The 20,673-nt window shown below is 58.3% G+C and carries 17 protein-coding genes; 8 read left to right on the top strand and 9 right to left on the bottom strand.

The window, feature by feature from the left end; translation table 11 throughout:
• Positions 1 to 82 precede the first annotated feature (82 nt).
• Positions 83 to 808, bottom strand: a complete 726-nt coding sequence (gene rpsB, locus FJW00_RS04375) for a 30S ribosomal protein S2 (protein WP_009091997.1) — start codon at positions 806 to 808, stop codon at positions 83 to 85.
• Between the two features lie 317 nt (positions 809 to 1,125).
• Between rpsB and map the strand changes: the two genes are divergently transcribed.
• The 4 genes from map (at position 1,126) to FJW00_RS04355 (ending at position 6,164) form a co-directional block, all read left to right on the top strand.
• Positions 1,126 to 1,920 (top strand): type I methionyl aminopeptidase, encoded by a 795-nt coding sequence (gene map, locus FJW00_RS04370; protein ID WP_009091999.1) that lies wholly within the window; start codon positions 1,126 to 1,128, stop codon positions 1,918 to 1,920.
• 66 nt (positions 1,921 to 1,986) lie between these two features.
• Entirely contained in the window at positions 1,987 to 4,641 is a 2,655-nt protein-coding gene (gene glnD / locus FJW00_RS04365) for a bifunctional uridylyltransferase/uridylyl-removing protein GlnD (protein ID WP_058958055.1), read from the top strand.
• A gap of 81 nt (positions 4,642 to 4,722) precedes the next feature.
• The gene (dapD, locus tag FJW00_RS04360; RefSeq protein ID WP_140923147.1) at positions 4,723 to 5,547 is read left to right on the top strand and encodes a 2,3,4,5-tetrahydropyridine-2,6-dicarboxylate N-succinyltransferase; all 825 of its coding nucleotides are present in this window, start codon (positions 4,723 to 4,725) and stop codon (positions 5,545 to 5,547) included.
• A gap of 224 nt (positions 5,548 to 5,771) precedes the next feature.
• The gene (locus tag FJW00_RS04355; RefSeq protein WP_009092005.1) at positions 5,772 to 6,164 is read left to right on the top strand and encodes a DUF3461 family protein; all 393 of its coding nucleotides are present in this window, start codon (positions 5,772 to 5,774) and stop codon (positions 6,162 to 6,164) included.
• Positions 6,165 to 6,224: 60 nt separating this feature from the next.
• On the opposite strand, the gene FJW00_RS04350 is transcribed toward FJW00_RS04355, so the two are convergent.
• The 3 genes from FJW00_RS04350 to dgt form a co-directional block, all read right to left on the bottom strand.
• Positions 6,225 to 7,382 (bottom strand): CdaR family transcriptional regulator, encoded by a 1,158-nt coding sequence (locus FJW00_RS04350; protein ID WP_140923146.1) that lies wholly within the window; start codon positions 7,380 to 7,382, stop codon positions 6,225 to 6,227.
• Between the two features lie 184 nt (positions 7,383 to 7,566).
• Positions 7,567 to 9,009 (bottom strand): serine endoprotease DegP, encoded by a 1,443-nt coding sequence (gene degP, locus FJW00_RS04345; protein ID WP_009092009.1) that lies wholly within the window; start codon positions 9,007 to 9,009, stop codon positions 7,567 to 7,569.
• A 134-nt stretch (positions 9,010 to 9,143) separates the two neighbouring features.
• Positions 9,144 to 10,634, bottom strand: a complete 1,491-nt coding sequence (dgt, locus tag FJW00_RS04340) for a dGTPase (protein WP_058958053.1) — start codon at positions 10,632 to 10,634, stop codon at positions 9,144 to 9,146.
• Positions 10,635 to 10,726: 92 nt separating this feature from the next.
• On the opposite strand from dgt, the gene mtnN reads away from it, so the two are divergent.
• The 3 genes from mtnN to FJW00_RS04325 all read left to right on the top strand — a co-directional run bounded on the left by mtnN (position 10,727) and on the right by FJW00_RS04325 (position 12,585).
• Entirely contained in the window at positions 10,727 to 11,425 is a 699-nt protein-coding gene (gene mtnN / locus FJW00_RS04335; RefSeq protein WP_140923145.1) for a 5'-methylthioadenosine/S-adenosylhomocysteine nucleosidase, read from the top strand.
• Positions 11,418 to 12,212 (top strand): vitamin B12 ABC transporter substrate-binding protein BtuF, encoded by a 795-nt coding sequence (btuF, locus tag FJW00_RS04330; protein WP_140923144.1) that lies wholly within the window; start codon positions 11,418 to 11,420, stop codon positions 12,210 to 12,212. The genes mtnN and btuF overlap by 8 nt, the downstream gene beginning before the upstream one ends.
• A gap of 121 nt (positions 12,213 to 12,333) precedes the next feature.
• Positions 12,334 to 12,585 (top strand): hypothetical protein, encoded by a 252-nt coding sequence (locus tag FJW00_RS04325; protein WP_009092016.1) that lies wholly within the window; start codon positions 12,334 to 12,336, stop codon positions 12,583 to 12,585.
• A gap of 30 nt (positions 12,586 to 12,615) precedes the next feature.
• On the opposite strand, the gene erpA is transcribed toward FJW00_RS04325, so the two are convergent.
• On the bottom strand, positions 12,616 to 12,963 hold the full coding sequence (erpA, locus tag FJW00_RS04320) for an iron-sulfur cluster insertion protein ErpA (RefSeq protein ID WP_009092018.1): 348 nt from the start codon (positions 12,961 to 12,963) through the stop codon (positions 12,616 to 12,618).
• A gap of 203 nt (positions 12,964 to 13,166) precedes the next feature.
• Between erpA and hemL the strand changes: the two genes are divergently transcribed.
• Positions 13,167 to 14,447: a glutamate-1-semialdehyde 2,1-aminomutase gene (gene hemL / locus FJW00_RS04315; RefSeq protein ID WP_009092019.1), complete on the top strand. Its 1,281-nt coding sequence runs from the start codon at positions 13,167 to 13,169 to the stop codon at positions 14,445 to 14,447.
• A gap of 253 nt (positions 14,448 to 14,700) precedes the next feature.
• On the opposite strand, the gene fhuB is transcribed toward hemL, so the two are convergent.
• The 4 genes from fhuB to fhuA are packed head-to-tail and all read right to left on the bottom strand — an operon-like array spanning position 14,701 to position 20,610.
• The gene (gene fhuB / locus FJW00_RS04310) at positions 14,701 to 16,680 is read right to left on the bottom strand and encodes a Fe(3+)-hydroxamate ABC transporter permease FhuB (protein WP_140923152.1); all 1,980 of its coding nucleotides are present in this window, start codon (positions 16,678 to 16,680) and stop codon (positions 14,701 to 14,703) included.
• The gene (gene fhuD / locus FJW00_RS04305; protein ID WP_046101254.1) at positions 16,680 to 17,558 is read right to left on the bottom strand and encodes a Fe(3+)-hydroxamate ABC transporter substrate-binding protein FhuD; all 879 of its coding nucleotides are present in this window, start codon (positions 17,556 to 17,558) and stop codon (positions 16,680 to 16,682) included. Before fhuD ends, fhuB begins: the two co-directional genes overlap by 1 nt.
• A gap of 10 nt (positions 17,559 to 17,568) precedes the next feature.
• The gene (fhuC, locus tag FJW00_RS04300) at positions 17,569 to 18,363 is read right to left on the bottom strand and encodes a Fe3+-hydroxamate ABC transporter ATP-binding protein FhuC (protein WP_009092026.1); all 795 of its coding nucleotides are present in this window, start codon (positions 18,361 to 18,363) and stop codon (positions 17,569 to 17,571) included.
• Between the two features lie 39 nt (positions 18,364 to 18,402).
• Positions 18,403 to 20,610, bottom strand: coding sequence for a ferrichrome porin FhuA (gene fhuA, locus FJW00_RS04295; RefSeq protein WP_140923143.1), 2,208 nt, complete (start codon positions 20,608 to 20,610; stop codon positions 18,403 to 18,405).
• Between the last annotated feature and the right edge of the window lie 63 nt (positions 20,611 to 20,673).

Raw genomic sequence — 20,673 nt, 5'->3', positions numbered from 1 at the left:
CTTAGATAAAATAAAGGGGCCAGTACAGGCCCCTTACAGATCACATCTGAATACTAAGGGCTCTTATGCAGAGCAAACCTTATTAAGCGTTTTCTAAAGACGCTTCTTCAGCTTGCTCAGCCAGATCCTGAGAACGGCCTTCGCGAACGGTGGTCGCAACGGCATTCAGGTACAGGCTTACAGCACGGATTGCGTCGTCGTTACCTGGGATAACGAAATCAACGCCATCTGGATCAGAGTTGGTATCAACGATAGCAAATACCGGGATACCCAGGTTGTTTGCTTCTTTGATTGCGATGTGTTCGTGGTCAGCATCAACAACAAACAGCGCGTCTGGCAGACCGCCCATGTCTTTGATACCGCCCAGGCTGTTTTCCAGCTTGGCCAGCTCACGCGCACGCATCAGCGCTTCTTTTTTGGTCAGTTTGTCGAAAGTACCATCCTGAGACTGAGTCTCCAGATCTTTCAGACGCTTGATTGACTGACGCACGGTTTTCCAGTTAGTCAGCATGCCACCTAACCAGCGGTGGTTTACGAAGAACTGGTCGCAGCTCAGTGCAGACTCTTTTACCGCTTCAGCAGCAGCGCGCTTGGTACCTACGATCAGGATCTTACCTTTACGGGAAGCGATCTTGTTCAGTTCAGCCAGAGCTTCGTTGAACATAGGAACGGTTTTTTCCAGGTTGATGATGTGAACCTTGTTACGTGCACCAAAAATGAATGGCTTCATTTTTGGGTTCCAGTAACGGGTCTGGTGACCGAAGTGAACACCAGCCTGGAGCATGTCGCGCATGGAAACAGTTGCCATGATTACCTCTGAAATTTGATTTGGGGTTGGGCCTCCATGTATCCCATACGACCGACCTCTTTCAAGGCACCCCGGCGTATGTGTCGATACATGTGTGTTTTATTACACATAATGAGAGTTATGCGTTTCCTGCTGACCAAAACGGCCATACAGAGAATCGTCGGCGCGCTTTATACCACAAACCGCCGGGGGACGCCAATAAATGATCGCTGACGGAAGCCAGCGCGTTCTCTATTTGGCAGCCCATTTTCTGGCTGCTAACATGACAGCACAGAACTTATTATTGTCGAAAATTTCGACAAATGCGGATTAATTTAATGCCAATTTCAATCAAAACAGCTGAAGAAATCGAAAAAATGCGCGTCGCGGGCCGCCTGGCCGCCGAAGTGCTGGAGATGATCGAACCGCACGTTAAACCGGGTGTGACCACCGGTGAACTGGACCGCATCTGCCATGATCATATTACCCAAAAGCAGCAGGCTGTCTCTGCCTGTCTCGGCTATCACGGTTTTCCAAAGTCGGTCTGCATTTCGGTGAACGAAGTGGTGTGCCACGGTATCCCGAGCGACGATCGTCCGTTAAAGGATGGCGATATCGTCAACATTGACGTCACCGTGATCAAAGATGAGTACCACGGCGATACCTCGAAGATGTTTATTGTCGGCAAACCGACCATTCAGGGCGAGCGCCTCTGCCGCGTGACCCAGGAGAGCCTCTATCTTTCACTGCGTCTGATCAAGCCAGGCATCCGTCTGCGCGAGCTGGGCCGGGCTATCCAGAAGTATGTAGAAGCGAATGACTTCTCCGTGGTGCGTGAATATTGCGGTCACGGCATCGGTAAAGGGTTCCACGAAGAGCCGCAGGTGCTGCATTACGATGCGGATGACAGCGGCGTCGTGTTGCAGGCGGGCATGACCTTTACCGTTGAACCGATGGTCAATGCCGGCGATTACCGCATCCGCACCATGAAAGATGGCTGGACGGTAAAAACCAAAGATCGCAGCTTGTCCGCGCAGTATGAGCATACTATTGTGGTGACGGAAAACGGCTGCGAGATTTTAACCCTGCGCAAAGACGACACGCTGCCTGCTGTGCTCGTCGCCGAGGGGTAATTCCCCGGATAGAGATCAAGCCGGCCATGTGCCGGCTTTTTTTTGGCTAAAAAAGAGAAGAGCAGCATGAGCGTGAGCCTGTCGGAAGAGGTAAAAAACGGTCTGGTCGATTCACCGGCCGAATGGGGTGACGATCAGCTGACGCGCGAGCTGCTGAAGCCGCGGCTGGAACATTTCCAGCAGCATCTGGCTGCAGCATTCGACGCCGGTGAAGCCGTGGAACAGCTGATTGATGCCCGCACGCTGTTTATCGATCAGCTGCTGCGCCGCCTGTGGCGCTTCTTTGGCTTCGATGCGATGCCCGCCATCGCGCTGGTGGCCGTGGGCGGCTATGGGCGGGCCGAACTCCACCCGCTCTCTGACATCGATGTGCTGATCCTCAGCCGTCAGCCGCTGGATGAGCAGGCGGCGCAGCGCACCAGCGAACTGCTGACCCTGATGTGGGATCTGCGGCTGGAAGTGGGCCACAGCGTGCGCACGCTGGAGGAGTGTCTGCTGGAGGGGCTATCTGACCTCACCGTCGCCACCAATCTGATTGAGTCACGCATGCTGACCGGCGACGTGGCGCTGTTCCTGGAGTTGCAGAAGAACGTCTTCAGCGACGGCTTCTGGCCCTCATCCCGCTTTTTTGCCGCCAAAATCGAAGAGCAGCAGGAGCGCCACAAACGTTATCACGGCACCAGCTACAACCTTGAGCCGGATATTAAAAGCAGCCCCGGCGGCCTGCGTGACATTCATACGCTGCAATGGGTCGCCCGACGCCATTTCGGTGCCACTACGCTGGATGAGATGGTCGGCTTTGGCTTTCTCACCGAGGCAGAGCGCAGCGAACTCAACGAATGCCAGGCGTTTCTCTGGCGCATCCGCTTTGCGCTGCACCTCTCCCTGCCCCGCTACGATAACCGCCTGCTGTTTGATCGCCAGCTCAGCGTGGCGCAGCGCCTGAACTATCAGGGCGAAGGCAACGAGCCGGTCGAGCGGATGATGAAGGATTTCTACCGGGGTACGCGACGCATCGGTGAACTGAACCAGATGCTGTTACAGCTGTTTGATGAGGCGATTCTGGCGCTCTCCACCAATGAGAAGCCCAGACCTGTCGATGACGACTTTCAGCTGCGTGGCGACCTGATCGACCTGCGTGATGAAACGCTGTTCACCCGTGAGCCGCAGGCGATCCTGCGCATGTTCTACGTCATGGTGCGCAACGAGAACATCAAAGGCATCTACTCCACCACCCTGCGTCACCTGCGCCATGCCCGCCGCCATCTGAAACAGCCGCTGTGTCAGATCCCGGAGGCGCGCCGCACGTTTATGTCGATTCTGCGCCATCCTGGCGCGGTCAGCCGGGCGCTGGTGCCGATGCATCGCCACAGCGTGCTGTGGGCCTATACGCCGCTGTGGGGCCATATTGTCGGCCAGATGCAGTTTGATCTGTTCCACGCCTACACCGTGGATGAGCACACCATTCGCGTCCTGCAGAAGCTGGAGAGCTTCGCCAGCGAGTCTACCCGTCCGCAGCATCCGCTGTGCGTCGAGCTGTGGCCGCGCCTGCCTCAGCAGGAGCTGCTGCTGATGGCCGCGCTGCTGCATGACATCGCCAAGGGGCGCGGCGGTGACCACTCGATTCTCGGCGCACAGGACGCGCTCGACTTCGCGGAGATGCACGGCCTCAACTCGCGGGAAACACAGCTGGTGGCCTGGCTGGTGCGCCATCATCTGCTGATGTCGGTCACGGCTCAGCGGCGCGATATTCAGGACCCGACGGTCATCCAGCAGTTCGCGGAGGTGATGCAGAACGAAAACCGGCTGCGCTATCTGGTCTGCCTGACGGTGGCCGATATCTGCGCCACCAACGAGAGCCTCTGGAACAGCTGGAAGCAGAGCCTGCTGCGCGAACTCTTTTTCGCCACGGAGAAGCAGCTGCGTCGTGGCATGGAGAACAGTCCGGATCTGCGCGAGCGGGTGCGCCATCATCGTCTGCAGGCGCTGGCGCTGCTGCGGATGGACAATATAGATGAGGAGCGCCTGCATCAGATCTGGAATCGCTGCCGCGCTGACTACTTCCTGCGCCATACGCCAAATCAGATCGCCTGGCATGCCCGCCATCTGCTGGTGCATGACCTGAAGAAGCCGCTGGTGCTGGTCAGCCCGCAGGCCACGCGCGGCGGAACGGAGATTTTTATCTGGAGCCCCGATCGCCCCCACCTGTTTGCCGCTGTCGCCGGTGAACTGGACCGCCGCAATCTCAGCGTCCATGACGCTCAGATCTTCACCAGCCGCGACGGCATGGCCATGGATACCTTTATTGTGCTGGAACCCGATGGCAGTCCGCTCTCCCCGGATCGCCATCCGATGATCATTCAGGCGCTGGAGCAGGCGATAACCCAGTCGCAGTGGGTGCCGCCGCGCACCCGCCGACCGTCAGCCAAACTCCGGCACTTTAGTGTGGACACCGAGGTCAACTTCCTGCCGACCCACACCGACCGGCGCAGCTACCTGGAACTGGTGGCGCTGGACCAGCCGGGTCTGCTGGCCCGGGTTGGTGAAGTCTTTGCCGATCTCGGGGTTTCACTGCATGGCGCGCGCATCAGCACCATCGGCGAACGGGTCGAAGATCTCTTTATTCTGGCCAACAGTGAGCGGCAGGCGCTGGACGAAGAAATGCGCAAAGCATTGCAACAACGGTTGACAGAGGCCCTTAATCCAAACGATAAAGTGTGACCAGACACGATTTATCATCCTCTATTTTTATTTGTGCCGGGAAAGTGCCCGGCATTGCACATGACCGATCAGGAAAAAAATATGCAACAGTTACAAAGCGTTATCGAATCCGCCTTTGAACGTCGCGCGGACATTACCCCCGTCAGCGTTGACAGCGAAACCCGTGATGCCATCAACCAGGTGATCGCCCTGCTGGACAGCGGCGAACTGCGCGTTTCTGAAAAGATCGACGGCGAGTGGGTAACGCATCAGTGGCTGAAAAAAGCAGTGCTGCTCTCTTTCCGCATCAACGACAATCAGGTCATGGAAGGGGCAGAAACCCGTTTTTACGACAAAGTGCCGATGAAGTTTTCTGGCTGGGATGAGGCGCGTTTTAAAGCCGCCGGTTTCCGCGTGGTGCCGCCTGCGGCAGTGCGTCAGGGCGCGTTCATTGCCCGTAACACGGTGCTGATGCCCTCTTATGTCAACATCGGCGCTTTCGTCGATGAAGGCACCATGGTGGATACCTGGGCGACCGTCGGCTCCTGTGCGCAGATCGGCAAAAACGTTCACCTCTCAGGTGGCGTGGGAATCGGTGGCGTGCTGGAACCGCTGCAGGCAAACCCGACCATTATCGAAGACAACTGCTTCATTGGCGCACGCTCTGAAATCGTTGAAGGCGTGATTGTTGAAGAAGGCTCCGTGATCTCAATGGGCGTCTATATCGGTCAGAGCACCAAAATTTATGACCGCGAAACCGGCGAAGTGCATTACGGCCGCGTTCCTGCCGGTTCGGTCGTCGTTTCCGGTAACCTGCCGTCTAAAGATGGCAGCTACAGCCTCTACTGTGCGGTGATCGTGAAGAAAGTTGACGCGAAAACCCTGAGCAAAACCGGTATCAACGAACTGCTGCGCACCATCGACTGATGTCAGTGACGGGCTGGAAACCAGCCCGTCATCTTTTCTTTACAGCCATTCCAAATCAACCTGATTCGCGCCGCGAAGGAACGGGTGCGTTTAGATTTCATCCAGGTCATAATCCGCGCCAGTTAAATCCTGTCGCGCAATGTTCATCCCGCTGATTTATGTCTACAGTTGTCTGACGTCATGAACAAGACTGCGCGCTTCTCACTTTTGATGGAAACAACGCCATGTATGACAATCTGAAAAGCTTAGGAATCAGTAATCCGGACGACATCGATCGCTACAGCCTGCGTCAGGAAGCGAATAACGACATTCTGAAAATCTACTTCCGCAAAGATAAAGGTGAATTTTTCGCGAAAAGCGTCAAATTCAAATATCCGCGTCAGCGCAAAACCGTCGTGGCCGATCACGCGACCCAGGGCTATAAAGAAGTTCAGGAGATCAGCCCGAATCTGCGTTATGTCATCGACGAACTGGACCAGATTTGCCAGCGTGACCAGGTTGAAGTGGATCTGAAACGCAAAATTCTGGATGACCTGCGTCATCTGGAAAGCGTGGTTTCTCACAAAATCAGTGAGATTGAATCGGACCTGGAAAAATTAACCCGCAACGGTCGTTAATTCCCTGCCCGATCGGAAAGGCCAGTACTGCTGGCCTTTTTTATGCCCGCTGTTTGCGTGTTATCCCTGCTCATCCAGCTGCAGCGCCACATAGAGTAGCAGCCTGTCATCAAACTGCCCAAGATTAAGCCCGGTCAGTTCAGATATCCGGTTCAGCCGGTACTCCAGCGTATTGCGATGGATAAACAGCGCGCGCGCAGTGGCGCCCGGCTGTACGTTGTGGGTGAACCAGGCCATCAGCGTACGACGCAGCAGGCCGTTGTTATCCATGCTTTTAAGCTTTGCCAGTGGCCGCGCCAGCTCATTCGCCTGCCAGCCGCCTCGCAGGCTGTCGAGCAGCACCGGCAGCACCAGATCCTGATAGAAGTAGCTGCGTAATTCCGGCATCCGCTGCTTGCCGACCATCATGGTGGTGCGGGCGGTGCGATAGGAGCGCGCAATGCTGCCGGGACCGGTAAAAACATTGCCGAGTGCAATACGCATCCGCAGATGCCCGCTCTCTTTCATCCGCTGCAGCAACTGCTCGATGCGGCGGCGATGATCCTCCTGATCGTGGCGTCCATGCGCATTCAGGGCGGGTTTCAGCACCACCATTTCGGTCAGCGAAACAATGGCGATCAGATTATCGCGCTCCGGCGTGGTCAGCAGTGTCTGCAGCTTCTGCAACTCTGACATGGCGCTGTCCACGCCGAGCTGGCCGCTGTCCACCTCGATGACAGCGGCAACGCGAGGCTGATTGAGGTCGATGCCGAGCCGCTGCGCCCACTCGGTCAGCTGCGGCGACAGCGTGTCACTGCGGATCAGATTCAGCACCAGCTCTTCACGCAGACGGCTATCTTGGGCCAGCATGTGCAGCAGCCGCGCCTGCTCCAGCATCATCTCTGCCGCCATACAGACCAGCTCGCCATAATGACGCAGCGACAGCGGTTCGCCGGTCAGGCCAATCACACCCGCAATATCGCCATCCAGGCGCAGCGGCAGGTTGATGCCTGGCCGCACGCCGTGCAGATGTTTAGCCACGGCGTCATCAATGTCCACCACGCGTCCCTGAGAGAGCACCAGCAGTGCGCCTTCGTGCAACTCTCCAACGCGTTCAGGGTCGCCGCTGCCAATGATGCGGCCCCGCGCGTCCATCACGTTGACATTGCTGTCGATAATTCTCATGGTGCGCGCCACGATATCCTGCGCCAGCCGGGCATCAAGGTGATAGGCAGCCATCCATTACTCCTGAAAAAATAGGGGAGCAACAGAATACGCAGGCGTCGCACGCGGAGCATTGTGCAATTGCACAGAGGCAGGCGCTGATTTCCCGGATTTGCGGTCACTATCACACTCTGCCACGGCGGAGAGCGGGCATAAAAAAGGCGGACCGCAATCCGCCTGAAAGGTTTTTACGCGTCGCTTACTGCATCAGCAGATAGAGCGTATTGTCGCCACGCTTCACGTTCAGCGCCAGAACCGATGGTTTGGTGTCGAGGACTTTACGCAGCTCGCCCAGGTTGGTCACCACCTGCTGGTTAACGCCCTGAATCACGTCGCCCTTCTTCAGGCCGATACGCGCCGCGGCACTGCCCGGTTTGACGTTATCCACCCGCACACCTTTGGCACCCGCTTCGATGTTGCTGAGATCGGCGCCTTCAATGCCGGTGTAGATGGTCGCAGACTGAACTTTCGCCTGGCTGCTCTGCTGCAGCTGGACAGAGACATCGAGCGGCTTGCCGTCACGCAGCAGTCCCAGCTTCAGCGTAGTGCCCACCGGCAGTGAGCCCACTTCCGCACGCAGCGAGGCAAAGCTGCTGAGCGGTTTGCCGTTCATGGAGACGATCACGTCACCGGCTTTGATCCCCGCTTTGGCGGCAGCTGAGTCCGGCAGCACCTGGCTGACAAAGGCACCGCGCTGTGCGTCCACCTTCATCGCTTTAGCCAGCTCGGAGTTCAGCTCTGTTCCCTGCACGCCCAGCTCACCCCGTTTCACCTGACCAAACTCCACCATCTGCGCCGTCAGGTTTTTCACCATGTTGCTGGGGATAGCAAAGCCGATACCAATGTTGCCGCCATCCGGTGCCAGAATCGCGGTGTTAATTCCGATCAGCTCACCGTTGAGGTTAACCAGCGCGCCGCCGGAGTTACCCCGGTTAATCGCCGCATCGGTCTGAATAAAGTTCTCATAATTTTCCACGTTCAGGCCGCTGCGTCCCAGCGCAGAGACGATACCTGACGTCACGGTTTCACCCAGTCCGTAAGGGTTACCGATCGCCACGGTGTAGTCACCCACACGCAGGCTGTCAGAGTCGGCGATTTTCACCGCGGTCAGGTTTTTGGCGTCCTGCAACTGCACCAGCGCAATATCGGAGCTCGGATCTTTGCCAATGACTTTGGCGTCATAGCGACGGCCATCGCTCAGCTGCACCTGAATTTTGGTGGCGTTGTTCACCACGTGGTTGTTGGTGACCACATAGCCTTTTTCGGCGTTAATGATGACGCCCGATCCCAGCGCGCGGAATTTCTCCTGCTGGGTATCCGGGCCTGGCGCTCCGCCGTTACCGCCTGCTCCACCGTCCTGGCACATTGGTGAGCCCTGGAACGGAGAGCCGTCCTGGCAGAAAGGCGAATTGTCGCCAAAGAATTGCTGAAACTGTTGTGGCATGCGGGGAGTTTTAACCGTGGTGGTGCCCTCGACGCTGATACTGACCACAGACGGCATGACCTTCTCCAGCATTGGAGCCAGACTTGGCAGTTGCTGGCTATCTGAAGAGGCCGTTTGCGCAGCAGAAACAGTAACAGGGGCGAGCGCCATGCTCAGGCTTAACGCCAGCGCACTTAATACTAAGGTCTTTTTTTTCATTTTTCGTTTCTCTGTAAGATTACTGTTCAGACCATTGCTGTGGTCGAAAGGTGAGATAAATGTTTTAGCGCGAAGTTCCTTAAAAAGTTTCAGGCAAAAGTAAAAATTTATTCGCGCTCTTTACAATTGGCGGCTTATTCTACGGCCATCAGCCGCCGGTACTCATCCCAGGCATAGAGATCGGTCATGCCGCTGATATAATCCTGAATAAGGCGGAAGCGATAATAACGCTCCCACAACAGCCGCTGATATTTATGCTCCACCACCAGGTTACGCATCTTATGTAAATACGCTTTGCGGTGTTTACCGGAGAGCTTATGGAAAAGCCGGGTTTCGATGGGATGCTTACGCAGGAAATCTTCATTTATCAGCGTGGTAAAGGCTTCGTAATTGAGGCGCATCAGCGGCTGATAGATCTCCAGCAGGCCCCTGATGACCCGATAACCCTGCAGTTCCAGCTGTTCCACTTCAGAATGGTTAAAGACCTGCTGACGGGCGACGGTCTTAAACAGCTGCAGCAAACGCCCCTCTTCACCCTCATCTTCCAGCAGCGCATGGTTGAAACTGCCGTCAAATATGGCCGGCAGATTATCAACAAAACGCTTGACCGCATAGCTGACCAATACACTCTGAACATTTACGCGTAATGACATAAAAAATTGATCGCTGCGGCTGCGGCGTTTTTTATTACAGGCTTCACGCCAGGCTTCGCCAATCGTCCGGCTGAAAGCGTCATTATTTTTAACCGGCCCCCAGGCTTTATTGAGAAATTCATACAAACTCTCAACATTGAAGATATCTTTTTCTACAGCGTCGTCCAAATCGGCAATACAATAGGAGATATCATCCGCGGCTTCCATTATATAGGTGAGCGGAAAGCGGTGGTGCTCTTTCATATTGGTGGCAGCACGCAGCTCGGTAATATAATCCTGTTCAGAGAGATAAAAACCCGGTTTCTTCATCAGGACGCTAAATTCGGCGGGTTTTTCACCCTGCCACCAGGCGGGGGCCGTATATTTCAGGATGCAGGCAACCTGAGAATAGCTGAGATTGAGTTGCAGCAGCGTATGCACCATGCGAATGGCCTGGGCGTTGCCTTCAAAATGGCAGAGATCCTGGCGGATGGTGGCGTTGAGCTGATCAAAAGCCTGACGCTGCGCCTCCCCTTCCACACCGGCCACCAGCGGATCGACCAGTTCGGCAGGCAGATTTTCTTCAAACCAGTCGTTGATCGCCGCCTCGCCAAAGTGGCCAAACGGCGGATTGCCGACGTCGTGCAGCAGACACGCCATCTCTATCAGACTTTCAAACGCCCCCTCTAACTCATCCAGACCATACTGCGCCAGCCCGCCCTGCATCTTCAGCGTCTGCAGGATCTCTTTGGTGATGTAGCGGCCGGTCTGCTGGACCTCCAGCGAGTGCGTTAAGCGGGAGCGGACGGCGGCGTTGCGCTCCAGCGGGAACACCTGTGTTTTCTGCTGCAGGCGACGGATAGCGGCGGAGTTGATAATCCGCCCGCGGTCGCTCTCAAAATGGCGGGTAATGTAATATTCGCCTTCCGGATCTTTTCGACTGGTATAAGGGCGCGAGAAGCTGATCTTCTTCCTGAAATTGATCGCCGACATGGATTACCCCTTATTTTTTCGTGAATTAATCCCCTGAATGCCATGCTAAACTATGCCCTAATTTTTCATTTTTTACATTAGCGGGACTCACTATGAAAGCAGGCATTATTGGCGCGATGGAGCAGGAAGTCACACTGCTGCGCGACAAAATTGAAAACCGTCAAACGCTGTCGCTGGCGGGTTGTGAAATTTATACCGGCACCCTGCAGGGCGTTGAGGTGGCACTGCTGAAATCGGGCATTGGTAAAACCTCTGCCGCGCTGGGTACCACGCTGCTGCTGCAACTCTGCAAGCCTGACGTCGTGATCAACACCGGCTCTGCGGGTGGATTAGCGCCGTCGCTCAGCGTGGGCGATATCGTGGTCTCTGAAGAAGTGCGTTATCACGATGCGGACGTCACGGCCTTTGGCTACGAGCCGGGTCAGATGGCGGGTTGTCCGGCCGCGTTCGTGGCAGACAGCACCCTCATCGCCGCAGCGGAAGCCTTCATTAAACAGCTTGATCTGAATGCCGTGCGCGGCCTGGTGGTCAGCGGAGATGCCTTTATCAACGGCGCCGAACCGCTGGCGCGCATTCGCAGTCAGTTCCCGCAGGCGATTGCGGTTGAGATGGAAGCGACCGCCATCGGTCACGTCTGCCATCAGTTCCAGGTGCCATTTGTGGTGGTGCGGGCCATCTCTGACGTGGCCGACAAAGCGTCGCACCTCAGTTTTGATGAGTTCCTCAGCGTGGCAGCAAAGCAATCTTCACTGATGGTGGAGAACCTGCTGGCGCATCTGGCGCGTGGCTAAAACCCTGCTCTTCTGCTGGCTGCTGCTGTTGAGCGGCAGCCTGCTGGCTTCCCCACCCCGCGTTATTACCCTTGCTCCCCATCTCACCGAGCTCGCCTTTGCCGCCGGGATCACCCCGATTGCGGTCAGCGCCTGGTCCGACTTTCCGCCACAGGCAAAACAGATTGAACAGGTTGCCGACTGGCAGGGCATCAGAACAGAACGGATCCTGCAGCTTAAACCCGATCTGGTTCTGGCCTGGCGGGGCGGCAATCCGCAGCGGCAGATCGCCCAGTTACAGCAGCTCGGTGTACCGGTTAAGTGGATCGATCCGCGGACGCTGGATGAGATGATCGCGGCGCTGGCCGATCTGGGTAACTGGAGCCCCAGGCCGGAGCAGGCGGCCCGCGCGGCCCGGCAGTTACATCAGCAGGCAACGGCGCTGCGCCAGCGCTATACTCACCTGGCTGCGGTTCCGCTTTTTTTGCAGTTTGGCCAGCAACCGCTGTTCACCGCCGCCAGAGAGACGATGCAGAATGAGATGGTTACCCTCTGCGGGGGCAGGAATATCTTTGCTGACAGCCGCGTCAGCTGGCCGCAGGTGAGCCGCGAGCAGGTTCTGATGCGCCATCCTCAGGCGATAGTGACGGGCGGCGATGCGCAGCAGGCGGAGAATATCCGGACATTCTGGCAGCCGCAGCTCAGGGTGCCGGTGATCGCCATCAACGAGGACTGGCTTAGCCGCCCTGGCCCGCGACTGCTGCTGGCGGCGCAGCAACTCTGTGCGGCCCTGCATCCCGATCGATAAATCAGCGAATTGATTAAAGCCGCCGCACTTTTTGCCGTTAATCAATAACAGAGACGGGCGAGCCACGTATGCTCGCCCTCCTTTTAGCGCCCCGGCGCCTTTTAAACACCAGGAACTTCATATGACCAGAGCACTGCTGCTGGCCATAGGGCTGACGATCGCCGGATCTGCCTGTGCGGGATCGATCACTGGCTCTATAGGCGCCAGGCTTGTCATCTATTCACGCTGTGAAATTAACACGGCACGTGGTCAGCCCGCACCGCAGGTTGACTGTGGCAGACAGGCCAGTGCGCAGCCGCGCATTACAGAGAGCCAGAGCCGGACAGAGGGAAGTCAGAAGCAGGGAATCCGTCTGGTAACGGTAGAGTGGTAAACGAGGCCGTCAGATTGACGGCCTGCATCATCAGATACTGAAAGAGGAGCCACAGCCACAGGTGGTTTTCGCATTCGGGTTGGTCACGATGAAGCGCGAACCTTCCAGCCCTTCGGTGTAATCCACCGATCCACCCACCAGATATTGCAGGCTCATCGGGTCAACCACCAGCGAGACGCCCTGCTTTTCAATCGTCATGTCGCCATCGTTCAGCTGGTCATCAAAGGTGAAGCCATACTGGAAACCACTGCAACCGCCACCGGTGATATAGACACGCAGTTTCAGCGCCGGGTTCTCTTCATCGGCAATGAGGTTCTTGACCTTGTTGGCTGCGGCGTCGGTAAACTGCAACGGCAGTGCTACTACTTCATCACTCATGTTTTACTCCGCTAAACGTCCAGGTCAGAAAACGACCTTAATTACGCTATTATCAGTCAGCACCTCAGCGCAATCAAGCTCTGCCCTTCGCACTCTGTGCCGCTTTCCCCTCTGTAAGGGGCGCTGCGGGTGAAACCACCTTTCACCGGCTGCCCCTCTTCCGTAGAATGGCACCCTATTTTTCTGAACCGCTGGAGCCGAAAATGAGTAAGTCCGAACAACTGTTTGCCGAGGCACAACGCCTGATCCCGGGTGGCGTCAACTCGCCAGTACGCGCATTTACCGGTGTGGGCGGCGTTCCGCTGTTTATCGATCACGCTGACGGAGCCTGTCTCTATGACGCCGATGGCAAAGCCTATATCGATTATGTCGGCTCATGGGGCCCGATGGTACTGGGTCACAACAACGCGGCGATCCGCGATGCGGTGATTGAAGCGGCCGGGCGTGGCCTGAGCTTTGGCGCACCGACCGGCATGGAAGTGACCATGGCGCAGCTGGTGTGCGATCTGGTGCCGAGCATGGAGATGGTGCGGATGGTGAACTCCGGCACCGAAGCGACCATGAGCGCTATCCGTCTGGCGCGTGGCTTTACCGGCCGCGACAAAATCATCAAGTTTGAAGGCTGCTATCACGGCCACGCCGATCATCTGCTGGTGAAAGCGGGTTCCGGTGCCCTGACCCTCGGTCAGCCAAACTCACCGGGTGTCCCGGCCGATTTCGCCAAACATACCCTGACCTGCACCTTTAACGACCTCGACTCGGTGCGCAGCGCGTTTGAGCAATACCCTGAGGCGATTGCCGCCATTATCGTTGAGCCGGTCGCGGGCAACATGAACTGCATTCCGCCACAGCCTGAGTTTCTGCCGGGCCTGCGCGCCCTGTGCGACGAGTTTGGTGCGCTGCTGATTATTGACGAGGTGATGACCGGTTTCCGCGTTGCGCTGGGCGGCGCGCAGGCTCACTACAATGTCCGTCCCGATCTTACCTGCCTGGGTAAAATCATCGGTGGCGGCATGCCGGTAGGCGCATTCGGTGGCCGTCGCGAAGTGATGGCGGCGCTGGCCCCGACCGGTCCGGTTTATCAGGCGGGTACGCTCTCCGGTAACCCGATCGCGATGGCGGCGGGCTACGCCTGTCTGACTCAGCTTGCACAGCCGGGCACCCATGAGAAACTGGATGCGCTGACCCGTCAGCTGGCTGAAGGTCTGCGTGACGCGGCGAAAGAGCAGAATATCCCGCTGGTGGTGAACCACGTTGGCGGCATGTTCGGCTTTTTCTTCACCGACGCTGACAGCGTGACCTGTTACGCGGACGTGACCCGTTGCGATGTGGAGCGCTTTAAAACCTTCTTCCACCTGATGCTGGAGGAAGGCGTTTACTTTGCTCCATCGGCTTATGAAGCGGGCTTTATGTCGCTGGCACACAGCGAAGTGGATATTCAGCACACCATCGATGCCGCGCGTCGTTGTTTCGCGAAGCTGTAACAGGCGGCAGTAGAGATGCAGATCGGCAGTAGAATCCGATCCAGGATCTCACAGCAACACGAAACTCAATGTGCAGGGAACACAGGCAGAGGAGGAAAGCGTCCCGCGCCAGGGATGGCGCGGGCCGAGCGTGTCAGGGATGACGGCTTTTGCGTCTTTCCGATCTGACTGTGTTCCCTGCGCAGGCTCGGTCTGACAGCGAGTCGGACCAGATTTTGTCAATACTCTCAGACCGGCGGCGGCGCCGGTCTTATTAAACTGAACGCCGCAACAGCCAGATAAAGTAAGGCGCGCCTAAAAACGTCGCCATCAGCCCGGCTGGGATCTGATCCGGAAAGGCCAGCATCCGCCCGCACCAGTCCGCCAGCACCATTAACCCCGCTCCCAGCAATCCTGACAGCACCATCTGCGGCAGAGCCCGCCGGAAGCCCAGCATCCGCGCCATATGCGGAGCCATCAGCCCGACAAAGCTCAGCGGACCGATAGTCAGCGTCGCGCTGGCGGTCAGCGCGGCCGCCAGCAGCAGCAGACTCAGCCGCACCGGTGTTAATGCGATGCCGGCCGAGCGCGCGGTGACACTGCCCAGCGGCAGCAGGGTCAGCCAGCGACTGGCGAGGGGTGCCAGCGCGACCAGCACCAGCGCGCAGAGCGCGCTCTGCATCGCCTGATGGCCGCTGATGTTATAGGTCGAGCCGGAGATCCAGCTCAGCAGGTCGCCCATGCGCGGATCGCCACTGGCCAGCAGCAGCATCAGCAGCGTGACAAAGGCGCTGTTCAGCGCCATACCTGCCAGCAGCATCCGCTCCGGCGAGAATCCCCCCCGGCTGGCGACCAGCATAATCACCAGCAGCGTCAGCGCCGCCCCCAGCGCACCGGCAGGCAGCAGCCACGCCAGTGCATCCCCCGGCACGAGAAACATCATGACGACCACACCACAGGCGGCACCGGAACTGATGCCCAGCACTTCCGGGCTGGCCATCGGATTGCCGGTCAACCGCTGGATCAGGCTGCCTGCCACGCCCAGCATCAGGCCGGTCACCAGCGCAGCCAGCACCCGCGGCGCACGCCACGGCAGCAGTGAATGCAGCATCTCCCCCGCTGACCAGCTCCAGCCCTGCGCATCCCGTCCCCCGGCCAGGCCGACCCAGGCCAGCAGGGCCAGCACGGCGATGCCGATCAGCGCCCAGCGCAGCAGGTTCTGCCGCTCGGCGGGCACGTTGTCACCCTGATTCAGGGCGGGCGGCACGGAGCCGGTTCGCAGACGCGGCAGCAGCCACAGCAGGATGGGCACGCCCAGCAGCGCGGTGGCAGTGCCGGTCGGAATATCACGCCAGTGCGTGCTAAGCCATAGCACGCCGCTGTCCGCCAGCCAGAGCAGCAGCGCGCCCGTCAGGGGAGCCAGGATCATCCGGGTGATTAGCCGTCTTCCCCCCAGCAGCTTCGCCAGCAGAGGAGCGAACAGCCCGATAAAACCGATGACCCCGGCCACATTCACCAGCTGGGCACTGAGCAGGATGGCCAGCGCAAGGCCGCCAATGCGCGCCACAGAGAGCGCGAGGCCCAGATTCTTCGCCACACTATCATCCAGCCCCATCAGCGTCAGCGGACGCAGCAGCGCCAGGGCCAGCACAAAGGCCAGCAGCAGGCGCGGCCAGAGTTGCTGCACATTGTCCCAGCTCATCTGATTCAGTGCGCCGGTGCTCCACAGAAACATATTCTGCAGCTGATCGTGATTGAAGATAGCGAAGATTTGATTGACCGAGCCGCTGTAGAGACTCAGCACCAGGCCGGCCAGAATCAGCGTGACCGGCGACAGACGCTTGCCCCAGGCCACACCCAGCACCAGCGCCCCCACCAGCACCGCGCCGCTGAGCGCGGCAAACTGCTGGGTCAGCGCGCCGCCGGGCAGATGCCAGAGCGTCGCTACGGTGATCCCAAGCTGCGCCCCGGACGAGACGCCCAGCGTGGTCGGCTCCGCCAGCGGATTGCGCAGGATCTGCTGAAACAGCAGACCGGCCAGCCCCAGTCCGGCACCGACCAGCAGCGCCAGTACGGTGCGCGGCAGCAGGCTGTAGTGAAACACCATCTGCGACAGGTTATCGACAGCCGGGGACCAGAGCGCCTGCGCCCAGTCGGCGGGCGGCAGGACCTGTTGCAGATTGACCAGCGTCAGGCTGAGCGCCAGCAGAAACAGCAGGCTAAGCAGCAGGAGAGGAAACAGGGCATGGCGCATCATTGCGTCTCCAGCGCGCGTTCCAGCACGCGAACAAAGTGCAGCGCGGAGAGCGTCGCACCGTAATACCAGACCGCCGGAACGCGCTGAAAACGTCCGGCGCGCACAAACGGCAGCGACTGCCACAGCGGACTGCGCATCAGCTGTGCCATATCGGCATCGTTGTCATGATCGAAGCAGATTGCCTGCACATCCCCGGCCTGCGCCAGCTGTTCGATGCCAACCACCGCGCTGCCCCAGAAGTTGGTTTCGCCCTGCCAGCCATTTTTCAGGCCCAGCAGCGTCATCACTTCCAGAAACAGACTGTTTTTGCCGAAGGTGATGGCATGACGGCTGTCGAGCAGCGACATCAGCAGGAGGGTGCGTCCGGCATAGGGTGCCAGACGCTGACGCGCTGCCGCCAGCTGAGCGTCGACCTCGCGCAGATGCTGCTCCGCCCGCTCGCTGACTCCAAGCCGTGCAGCCAGCTGGCGCAGCGATGCCCGGGCGGCGGTCAGGGGTTTGCCGTCGCCGCTTTGCAGGTCAAAGCCCATGATCGGCGCGATGCGCATCAGTTTTTCTTTCGAGGGGCCGTAGCCGTTGGAGCAGAGGATCAGCGACGGCTGCATCTGTACCATCAGCTCAAGATTGGGTTCCGTGCGCAGACCGACATCCGTCACGCCCGCCGGCAGCGGCGGCTCCCCGACCCAGATGTTGTAGTTATGCAGATCGGCCACGCCGTAAGGTGTGATACCCAGCGCCATCAGCAATTCGGTGGGTAACCACTCCAGCGCGATAATCCGGCCAGGGTTCGGCGTCGCGGCACGCAGGGGAAGCGCACAAAAGAGTGGCGAGGCCGCCAGTGCCAGCATCAGGCGGCGGCGAGAAAGATCGGGCATCATCCTTTCCTTAACAGACAAAACTGACCGGTGCGCCACCCTGCGGGTGCGGTAAAATCCCCATCGGGATGCCATAAATCGCACCCAGCACCTCAGCCTGCATAATGGCCTCTGCGTCACCTTCGGCAATCATCGTTCCCTGACGCAGCGCCACCAGATGATCGCAATAGCGTGCTGCCATATTGATATCATGCAGCACCGCAATCACGGTTAAGCCGCGCTGCTGACTGAGATTTTTGATCAGCGCCAGCACCTCAACCTGATGAGCAATATCCAGCGCCGAGGTGGGTTCATCGAGCAGCAGGCAGCGGCTGTTCTGCGCCACCATCATGGCCAGCCAGGCGCGCTGGCGTTCACCGCCCGACAGGCTGTCCACCAGCCGACCGGCAAAGGGTTTAAGCCCCACCTGCGTAATCGCATCCTCCACCCGGTCGCGATCTTCCTGACCAAAGCGGCCCAGCGCGCCGTGCCAGGGATAGCGGCCAATCGCCACCAGCTCACGAACCGTCATGCCTTCGGCTGCCGGTAACTGCTGCGGCAGATAGGCGACCTGACGGGCAAAGGCTTTACTGTTCCAGCGCCCGACCGGCTGCTGATTCAGACGAACCTCGCCGTGGCTGGCACCATGATGACGACCCAGCATTTTCAACAGCGTCGACTTACCTGAACCGTTGTGACCAATCAGCGCAGTCATTTTGCCTGGTGGAAAAGTCAGTGAAAGTGGCTGGAGGAGGGTTCGGCCCGGGACCTCAAAGCTGGCGTTATCCAGCGTAAAGGTGGCCTCTTCTGCGTGCGGATACGGCATGATAATCCCTGTGAACGGGCGCCGCAGCGCCCGGTTAAATCAGAATCTGAAGGTGGCGGTACCGACAATCTGGCGCTCTGCACCCCAGTAGCAGGCGTATTCACGGTAGCAACTGGCGACATACTCGCGGTTGAACAGGTTGTTGACGTTAACGCCCACCGACGAGCCTGGCAAGCCGAAACGGCCCAGATCATATTTCAGCGCCGCATCCACCGTGGTGTAACCGGCAACCTTAAAGTTCTGGTTCTGCTCAGAGCCAGTGCTGTAAAGCCCCTGACTTTCGCCCACATACCGTACCCCAGCGCCGAGCGTCACACCTGACAGCGCGGTTTCGTGGAAGGTGTAGTCGCTCCAGAGTGAGGCCATATGCTTCGGCACCTGCACCGGCGTTTTGCCTTTCAGCAGGGTGTCTTCGGTATATTCCGCATCGGTGTAGGTATAAGAGGCGGTCAGGTTGACGTTGGCATTCAGCGCCGCTTTGGCTTCCAGCTCAACACCGCGCGAACGGATCTCACCGCTCTGCACGCTGGCAAATGGATGATTCTGCGTATCCGGATCGGCAGTCAGGTTTTTGGTTTTGGTCAGCTGATACAGCGCAGCGGTGAGCACTACCGGACGATCTTTCGGCACATACTTCACGCCCGCTTCATACTGCTTAGCGCGTGACGGATCAAAGGCTTCGCCATCATAAGTGGCACCCGCATTCGGAATAAAGGCTTCGCTGTAGCTGAAGTAAGGCGCGATACCGTTATCAAAGACATAGTTCAGACCACCCCGCCAGGTGAAGGCCTGGTCGTTCTGGCGATCAACAGTGTCGGTGACCCGGTTATATACCGAATTCATGGCGTAGTCGTAGCGGCCACCCAGCGTCAGCACCCAGCGGTTCCACTCCATCTGATCCTGAGCATAGAGACCTGTCTGGCGCTGCTTGTTAAGGTGCTGATAAGGATCGGCAAATGGCGTCACGCTGTCATCGCCATACTGCGGATTAACGGCGTTCAGGCTGGAGGCAGAGCCAAACTGGGCGTCGATATCGTTGCGGGTACGCTGGAAATCCACACCCAGCAGCAGCGTATGATCCACCAGGCCGGTGGCAAATTTCGCCTGCGCCTGCGTATCCACGGCAAACTGATTCAGCTTCTCGCTGGAGGCTGCTGACCCACGGGTGATCTCCTGCGTCGCGGCGTTGAAACCATTGCCATAAATACTGCGGTAGTCGGTGCGCAGATCGGCGTAGCGCAGGTTCTGACGCAGCGTCCAGGTGTCGTCGACGCTGTGCTCGGCGCTGTAGCCCACCATTTTGGTGGTGCGGGAGATCTTGTTGCTCTGCTCGCCTTCATCGAAGTTGGTCGGCAGCTTATATTCACGGCCATCCGCGCGGGTGATCGGCACGATCGTGCCCTGCCGCGGCAGCCAGCCGTAATAGCCGGTTTCCGGCTCGTTCTGGAAATAGGTCAGCAGGTCAACGCGGGTCCGCTCATCGGGACGCCAGCTGAATGCGGGCGCGATGGTGTAGCGCTTCTCTTTGTTCATCGCCTGCTGCGCATCCTGACTGCGCGCCTGCCCGGTCAGTCGATAGCTGTATACACCGTCATCATCCAGCGCGCCGCCAAAATCAAAGCCGGTTGAGAAGAGATTGTCGTTACCCATCTGGAACTGGACTTCACGCAGGGTCTCCTGCGTCGGACGCTTACTCACCAGCGCGACCACGCCGCCAGGGTTACTTTTGCCGTAGAGCACCGACACCGGACCGCGCAGCAGCTCGGCACGCTCCAGAAAGTAAGGGTCGAGGGCAAACTCCGAGTAGTTATCCCCCTGCAGTTTCAGGCCATCCAGATACTGGTTGGTATTGGTTTCGCTGAAGCCGCGGATCGACAACGCATCAATCACGTCTGAGCTGCCCCGGTTGCCGGTCAGCACGCCAGGCGTGTAGTTAAACGCTCCTTTGACGCTGGTTACGTTGCGCATCTCCATCTCTTCGCGGGTCACCACGGAGACGGACTGCGGATTTTTTTCGATTGGGGTATCGGTTTTGGTGCCGGTAGCGCTGCGCTTCGCGGCGATCGTCGGCGCCGGGCCCCAGGGGCTTTCGGCTTCGACCCCACTTCCGCCTTCTGCCGAGACGACCATCGTCTCCGTCTGCGCGGCATACAGCGAGGTGCTCAGGCTGAGTGAAATCATGACGCCCAGAAGCGGTCGGGAAAATGTTTTTTTGGTGTTGTCGGCAAAACGCGTTCGCGCATTCATAAAAGTGTCTCTTAAAATAGGCCCAGGCGAGCGAATCGAAACGATAATGATTATTATAACGGA

The sequence above is a fragment of the Pantoea anthophila genome (assembly GCF_006494375.1).
Taxonomy (GTDB): Bacteria; Pseudomonadota; Gammaproteobacteria; order Enterobacterales; family Enterobacteriaceae; genus Pantoea; species Pantoea anthophila.
The sequence above is the reverse complement of the archived record's forward strand: the minus strand, read 5'-3'. Positions and strand labels throughout refer to the sequence as shown.

Coding starts and splice junctions, on each gene's coding strand:
- erpA (WP_009092018.1), bottom strand. CDS start 12,963: ATGAGTGATGAAGTAGTAGCACTGCCGTTGCAGTTTACCGACGCCGCA.
- hemL (WP_009092019.1), top strand. CDS start 13,167: ATGAGTAAGTCCGAACAACTGTTTGCCGAGGCACAACGCCTGATCCCG.
- fhuA (WP_140923143.1), bottom strand. CDS start 20,610: ATGAATGCGCGAACGCGTTTTGCCGACAACACCAAAAAAACATTTTCC.
- FJW00_RS04355 (WP_009092005.1), top strand. CDS start 5,772: ATGTATGACAATCTGAAAAGCTTAGGAATCAGTAATCCGGACGACATC.
- rpsB (WP_009091997.1), bottom strand. CDS start 808: ATGGCAACTGTTTCCATGCGCGACATGCTCCAGGCTGGTGTTCACTTC.
- dapD (WP_140923147.1), top strand. CDS start 4,723: ATGCAACAGTTACAAAGCGTTATCGAATCCGCCTTTGAACGTCGCGCG.
- map (WP_009091999.1), top strand. CDS start 1,126: ATGCCAATTTCAATCAAAACAGCTGAAGAAATCGAAAAAATGCGCGTC.
- FJW00_RS04350 (WP_140923146.1), bottom strand. CDS start 7,382: ATGGCTGCCTATCACCTTGATGCCCGGCTGGCGCAGGATATCGTGGCG.
- fhuB (WP_140923152.1), bottom strand. CDS start 16,680: ATGCGCCATGCCCTGTTTCCTCTCCTGCTGCTTAGCCTGCTGTTTCTG.
- glnD (WP_058958055.1), top strand. CDS start 1,987: ATGAGCGTGAGCCTGTCGGAAGAGGTAAAAAACGGTCTGGTCGATTCA.
- FJW00_RS04325 (WP_009092016.1), top strand. CDS start 12,334: ATGACCAGAGCACTGCTGCTGGCCATAGGGCTGACGATCGCCGGATCT.
- mtnN (WP_140923145.1), top strand. CDS start 10,727: ATGAAAGCAGGCATTATTGGCGCGATGGAGCAGGAAGTCACACTGCTG.
- degP (WP_009092009.1), bottom strand. CDS start 9,009: ATGAAAAAAAAGACCTTAGTATTAAGTGCGCTGGCGTTAAGCCTGAGC.
- dgt (WP_058958053.1), bottom strand. CDS start 10,634: ATGTCGGCGATCAATTTCAGGAAGAAGATCAGCTTCTCGCGCCCTTAT.
- fhuD (WP_046101254.1), bottom strand. CDS start 17,558: ATGCCCGATCTTTCTCGCCGCCGCCTGATGCTGGCACTGGCGGCCTCG.
- fhuC (WP_009092026.1), bottom strand. CDS start 18,363: ATGCCGTATCCGCACGCAGAAGAGGCCACCTTTACGCTGGATAACGCC.